Below are 5,626 nucleotides of genomic sequence, written 5' to 3'. Positions count from 1 at the left end.
TTGGCGAGCAGGCACTGCTCGCTCGCATGCACCCGCCCGGTCTCCACCACCAGCCGGTGGTGGCGGTCGCTCTGCCCCATCACGTCGGGCGGATGCACCTCGCCCGGCATCCGCCCGAGCGCCGCCTCGGCCGGCACGCCGATCAGCTCCTCCATCCGGCGGTTGAACATCAGGTAGCGCCCCTCGGCGTCGCGCAGGTGCGCGGCGAAGGGCGCGAAGTCCATGAAGGCGCGCAGGCGGTTCTGGCTCTCGGCCAGCGCCGCCTCGGTCTCGCGCAGCTCGGTGATGTCGACCGTCGCCGCCAGCATCGCCTCGCGCCCGGCGTAGTGGATGCGCGTGGCCGAGATCAGCGCCTTCATCCGCTTGCCGCTCGGCATGGCGAGGTCGACCTCCATCGCCCGGCTCCAGCCGCGCTCGACCACCTCGCGGACCAGCGCCGCCCGCTGCTCCGGCTTGGCCCAGACGTGCATCAGCGAGGCCGGCGCCTCCTCGGGGGCGACCTCGAGGTTCTGCCGCGACCGCGGGTTGATGTAGAGCGGCTGGCCGCTGTCGATGTCGCTGATGACGAGGCCGATCGGCACGCTCTCGGCGATGGTGCGGAACTGCTCCTCGCGCTCGGCCAGCGCCCGCTCGGCCGCCCGCCGCTCCGAGAGGTCGCGCATGTAGGCGAGGAAGATCGTCGCCCCACCACGCTCGCCCCGCACCACGATGAGCTCGATCGGGAAGGTGGAGCCGTCGGCGCGCATCGCGTCGACCTCGATGCGCCGCCCCTGCGAGTGCGGACCCTCGCCCTGCAGATTGGCGTTTATCCCGGTGAGATGCGCCGGGCGCAGCTCCGGCGGCACGATCAGGTCGACCATCGGCCTGCCGATCGCCTCGTCGCGGGCATAGCCGAAGGTCCGCTCCGCCGCGGCGTTCAGCTCGACGATCGTGCCGTCGGTGTCGATCGCGATGTAGCAGTCGAGCGCCGCCTCCAGCGCGGCGAGGCGCAGCCGCTCGGCCTCCTCGCGCGCCGTCTCCGCCTGCTTGCGGTCGGAGATGTCGCGCCCGACGCACTGCATCTCGACGAGGTTGCCCTCGGCGTCGAAGATGCCGGTATCGGTCCAATGCTCCCAGAGCGGCGGGCGGCCGGGCAGGTTGCCGCGCCACTCGGCGCTGCTCGTCGGGTTCTCCGGCGTGATCCGCGCGATGTGCGCATGGTAGATCGGCAGGTCCTCGGGCAGGATCAGCGCGGCGTCGGTCATCCCCTTCGCGCGCATCTCCTCCAGCGTCATGCCGACGTAGCGCTGCGCCGCCTCGTTCATGAAGGTCCAGTAGCCGTCCGGCCCGACCCGCACGATGAACTCGGTCTGCGCCTCCACCACCGCCCGGTAGCGCGCCTCGCTCGCCGCCAGCGCCCGCGCCTGGGCGCGCGCCTCGGTGACGTCGCGCTTCACCGCCACGAAATGCGTGGTGCGCCCGCCGTCGTCGCGGAGCGGGGCGATCGTCGTCTCCTGCTCGATCAGGTGGCCGTCCTTGTGGCGGTTGATGATCGTCCCCTGCCAGCGCCGCCCGGCCTCGAGCTCGGCGCGCATGCCGGCGAAGAACTCGGGCGGCTGCATCCCGCTTGACAGGATCTCCTGCGGTTCGTGGCCGAGCGCCTCGGCGGCGCTGTAGCCCGTCGTGGTCTCGAAGGCGTGGTTGACGTAGGTGAAGCTGTTGTCGGCGCCGGTGATCTCGACCGGGTCGCCCGCCTGCTCCACCGCGAGCGCCAGCAGCCGCCGCTCGGCGTCGCGGCGGCGCTCCTCGCTGATGTCGGTGATGAGCAGCACCCGGCTGCCGTCCGGCATCCGGTTCTCGCGCACCCGCATCCAGCGCCCGTCGGCGATGCGCAGGACCGATTCGTTGCGCCGCTCCATGCGCATCGCGAGCCGCTGCTCGAGGAAGTCCTCGCCCATGTCCGGGTGGTAGACCGGGCCGCGGGCGATCCCCTCGCGCATCCAGTCCTCGAACCGCTTGCCGACGGCGAGCCCCTCGCGCAGCGCCTCGGTCATCATCTCCGGATAGCGGCTGTTGAAGAAGGCGATCCGGTCGTGCCGGTCGAAGACCACGAGCCCGTCGGGCAGCGCCTCCGCCGCTGCCTCGAGCCGGCCCTCGGCCACCCGCAGGTGCCGGTCGGCGCGCCCGGCGACCTGCGCCACGTACCAGGCGAGGAGCCCGGTGACCGCGACGATCAGCGCGAAGGGGAGCGCCGCCGCGGCGCCGTCGCGCGCGAAGGCCCAGGCCCCGCCGGCGGCGGCGACCGCCATCACCGTGCCCGCGGAGCCCCAGATCGTCCGGCTGATCCGCGCCGCGCTCTTGTCTGGCATCACCCCTCCGGTCCCGCACCGGGCCGCACCTGGCCCCGCAGCTTGCGGACGACGGGTCGCACCGGTCAAGCGCCGCACTTCGGCGCGAGGCTCCGGTCCCGTCGTTTCAGCCCGTTGCCAAGGCGCGGGGGATTTGTTTCAATCGTCGCATCCGCACGAGGACCGCCCAATGGCGCGCATCGCCGTGGTCGACGACGACCGGGAAGTCTGCGAGATGCTCGCCGACTTCCTCGGCCTCGCGGGTCACGAGGTCCTGCTCGCCGAGCATGCCGCCGCGCTCGAGGCCCTGCTCGCCGCCGGCGCGGCGCCCGACCTCTTCATCCTCGACATCGGCCTGCCCGGCCGCTCCGGCCTCGACCTCGCCCGCGACCTGCGCGCCCGGCTCGACCCCGGGATCATCATGCTGACCGGCGCCGGCGATCTCGTCGACCGGGTCGTCGGCCTCGAGATCGGCGCCGACGACTATCTCGCGAAGCCGGTCGAGCCGCCCGAGCTCGCCGCCCGCATCGCCGCCGTCCTGCGCCGCCGCCCGCCCGGCGGCCCCGCGCCAGCCGGCCCGAGCTTCGGCCCCTACAGCCTCGACCTGCGCGCCTTCTGCCTGCGCGACGCCGCCGGCCAGCCGGTCGAGCTCAGCCCGATGGAGATCGACCTCGTCGCCGCCTTCGCCACCAACCCCGGCAAGGTGCTGACCCGCGACGACCTCCTCCGCCTCGCCCCGCCGCGCGACGAAGAGAGCAACGACCGCTCGATCGACCACCGCGTCACCCGTCTGCGCCGCAAGCTCGAGGCCGATCCCGGGCACCCCCAGCTCATCAAGACCGTCCGCGGCGTCGGCTACGTCCACGCCGCCCGGCCCTGATCGCCTCCCGATGCCCTCGCCCGATGATGCATCCGCGGGCCCTGCCCGGGTCCGGGTCAGAGGCCGATGAAAACGTCCTGGACCTCGAAGGCCAATCCCGGCGGATCGAGCGTCAGCAAACCGTCATGAAGGACCCGAACTTCGATTCGGCCTTCCGCGCCCCGATGGTGGTGGATGACGACACGCTTGTCCGTATCGACGATCAGATAGTGCCGCACGCTCGGCAGCAGGAAGTAGCCCGCGAGCTTGACGCCCCGGTCCACGCCCCGGCTCGACGGAGAGACGACCTCGACGACGACGACCGGGTCATTGGCCTCGACCGCGTCACCGGGCAGTTGCGGCCCGCAGCGCACGAGCGCATCGGGCTCGTAGACGGTTCGCTCGTCGATCCTGACCGACATGCCGTCCGGAAATGCCTGGCAGGCGAGGTGACACGCACCGATGGCATTGCTAAGCGCCATGAAGGCGTTGCCCTTGGCGAGCACATGGCTCGCACGCTCCGGCGCCATGGCGACGACGGCGCCGTTGTCGAGCTCGAAGCGCCCGGCCGGTTGCTCCAGGGCCCAGGCCATGAACTCGTCGGCGGTGAACTCGCTCTGCCTCGGCTGCCCCATCGCTCGCCCTCGATCCTGTCGCATGCGCATCCTACCACCGTCCTTCGCCCCGTGCGACGCCTGCTCGTCCGCCGCCGCCACCGGGGAGCTGCCCGCGGATTCACGCACAATGCAGCCAGCGGCGCCGGCACAACAATCACCCATACGGATTCCATACGGATTCCATATAGGTTCCATATCTGATTTTCACCGCATTCCCAACGACATGCCGACGATCCGCGCGCCGGAGCCTTGGCGAAGCCCTCCCCTGCCCTAAACCTGCCTCCATGCGCCCCGCCGACCTCCTCCTCCCCCGCCCCCAGGGCCTCTACTGCCCGCCCGGCGACTTCCACATCGACCCGATCCGCCCGGTCGCCCGCGCGCTCGTCACCCACGCCCATTCCGACCACGCCACCGCCGGCCACGGCGCCGTCCTCGCCACGCGCGAGACCCTCGACATCATGGCCATCCGCCTCGGCGACGGCTTCGCCGCCACCGCCCAGGCCGCCCGCTACGGCGAGCCCGTCGCCCTCGGCGGGGTCGCCGTGACCTTCCGCCCCGCCGGCCACGTCCTCGGCTCGGCCCAGATCGAGGTCGCCGTCCCCGGCCTGCGCATCGTCGCCGCCGGCGACTACAAGCGCACCCCCGACCCAACCTGCGCCCCCTTCGAGCCCGTCCCCTGCGACGTCTTCATCACCGAGGCGACCTTCGCGCTGCCGGTCTTCCGCCACCCGGCCCCGGCGCAGGAGATCGGCAAGCTCCTGCATTCGCTCGCACAATTCCCCGAGCGCACCCATCTCGTCGGCGTCTACGCCCTCGGCAAGGCCCAGCGCCTCGTCACCCTCCTCCGCCAGGCCGGCTACGACCCCCCCATCCACCTCCACGGCTCCCTCCGCCGCCTCTGCGACTACTACGCCGCCCGCGGCATCCCCCTTGGCGAGCTCCCCGACGCCACCCTCCCCCGCGGCCGCGCCCGCGACTTCGCCGGCGAGATCGTCCTCGGGCCGCCCTCCGCCTTCGAGGGCCCCTGGGTCCGCCGCTTCGCCGACCCGCTCATAGCCTTCGCCTCCGGCTGGATGCGGGTGCGCGCCCGCGCCCGCCAGCGCGGCGTCGAGCTGCCGCTCGTCCTCTCCGACCACGCCGACTGGCCCGAGCTCACCGCCACCATCGCCGAGATCGACCCCGCCGAGACCTGGGTCACCCACGGCCGCGAGGAGGCGCTGGTCCGCTGGTGCGCCCTCGCCGGCCGAGCCGCCCGCCCGCTGCATCTCGTCGGCTACGAGGACGAGGCGGAGGACTGATGCGCCCGCCCGTTAACGATCCTTTCCATCCGGTTGACGCCGGCCAGATCATGCAGGAAGAACAATGACTTGCCCGAGTGGGCGCGCGCGCCCGCCCCGCGCCCGGGGAGGCCGCTGATGCGCCGCTTCGCCGAGCTTCTCGAGCGCCTCGCCTTCACCCCGGCCCGCAACGGCAAGCTCCGCCTGCTGACCGGCTACCTGCGCGAGACGCCCGACCCCGACCGCGGCTGGGGCCTCGCCGCCCTCACCGGCGAGCTCGCCCTCGACGCGGTCAAGCCCGCCATGCTGCGCGCCATCACCGCCGCCCGCGTCGACCCCGAGCTCTTCGCCCTCTCCTACGACTTCGTCGGCGACCTCGCCGAGACGATCGCGCTCATCTGGCCCGCCCCCGAAGCCCCGCCCGCCGACCCGCCCCTCTCCGAAGTCATCGCGACCCTCCGCTCCGCTTCCCGCCGCGAGGCCCCGCAGACCGTCGAGCGCCTGCTCGACCGCCTCGACCCCTCCTCCCGCTTCGCCCTCCTCAAG

Annotated in this window: 4 protein-coding genes and 1 pseudogene; 3 read left to right on the top strand and 2 right to left on the bottom strand. The window is 72.6% G+C overall.

The genetic code is table 11. The annotated features are described in order from the left end of the window. Positions 1-2,348: PAS domain S-box protein (locus tag Q0112_RS17915; RefSeq protein ID WP_297977388.1), on the bottom strand; the 2,348-nt coding region annotated here is incomplete at its 3' end. 169 nt (positions 2,349-2,517) lie between these two features. Here Q0112_RS17915 and Q0112_RS17910 point away from each other — a divergent pair. Further along, positions 2,518-3,207: a response regulator transcription factor gene (locus Q0112_RS17910; RefSeq protein ID WP_297977387.1), complete on the top strand. Its 690-nt coding sequence runs from the start codon at positions 2,518-2,520 to the stop codon at positions 3,205-3,207. Between the two features lie 56 nt (positions 3,208-3,263). Here the strand turns inward: Q0112_RS17910 and Q0112_RS17905 are convergent, their stop codons facing one another. Continuing rightward, a complete protein-coding gene (locus tag Q0112_RS17905) occupies positions 3,264-3,821 on the bottom strand; it encodes a Uma2 family endonuclease (protein ID WP_297977385.1) in 558 nt (185 codons plus the stop codon). 266 nt (positions 3,822-4,087) lie between these two features. On the opposite strand from Q0112_RS17905, the gene Q0112_RS17900 reads away from it, so the two are divergent. Both Q0112_RS17900 and Q0112_RS17895 read left to right on the top strand, forming a co-directional pair. Then, positions 4,088-5,101: a ligase-associated DNA damage response exonuclease gene (locus tag Q0112_RS17900; protein ID WP_297977384.1), complete on the top strand. Its 1,014-nt coding sequence runs from the start codon at positions 4,088-4,090 to the stop codon at positions 5,099-5,101. A 117-nt stretch (positions 5,102-5,218) separates the two neighbouring features. Beyond that, positions 5,219-5,626 (top strand): annotated as a pseudogene (locus Q0112_RS17895) (ATP-dependent DNA ligase); the annotation flags it as partial.

It is taken from the genome of uncultured Amaricoccus sp., from assembly GCF_937858865.1.
In the GTDB taxonomy this organism is placed as follows: Bacteria; Pseudomonadota; Alphaproteobacteria; order Rhodobacterales; family Rhodobacteraceae; genus Amaricoccus.
This window is presented reverse-complemented; position numbering and strand designations above follow the sequence as displayed.

What these genes read in the sequence shown, in the direction of transcription:
- Q0112_RS17910 (WP_297977387.1), top strand. Translation starts at nt 2,518, where the DNA reads ATGGCGCGCATCGCCGTGGTCGACGACGACCGGGAAGTCTGCGAGATG.
- Q0112_RS17905 (WP_297977385.1), bottom strand. Translation starts at nt 3,821, where the DNA reads ATGGGGCAGCCGAGGCAGAGCGAGTTCACCGCCGACGAGTTCATGGCC.
- Q0112_RS17900 (WP_297977384.1), top strand. Translation starts at nt 4,088, where the DNA reads ATGCGCCCCGCCGACCTCCTCCTCCCCCGCCCCCAGGGCCTCTACTGC.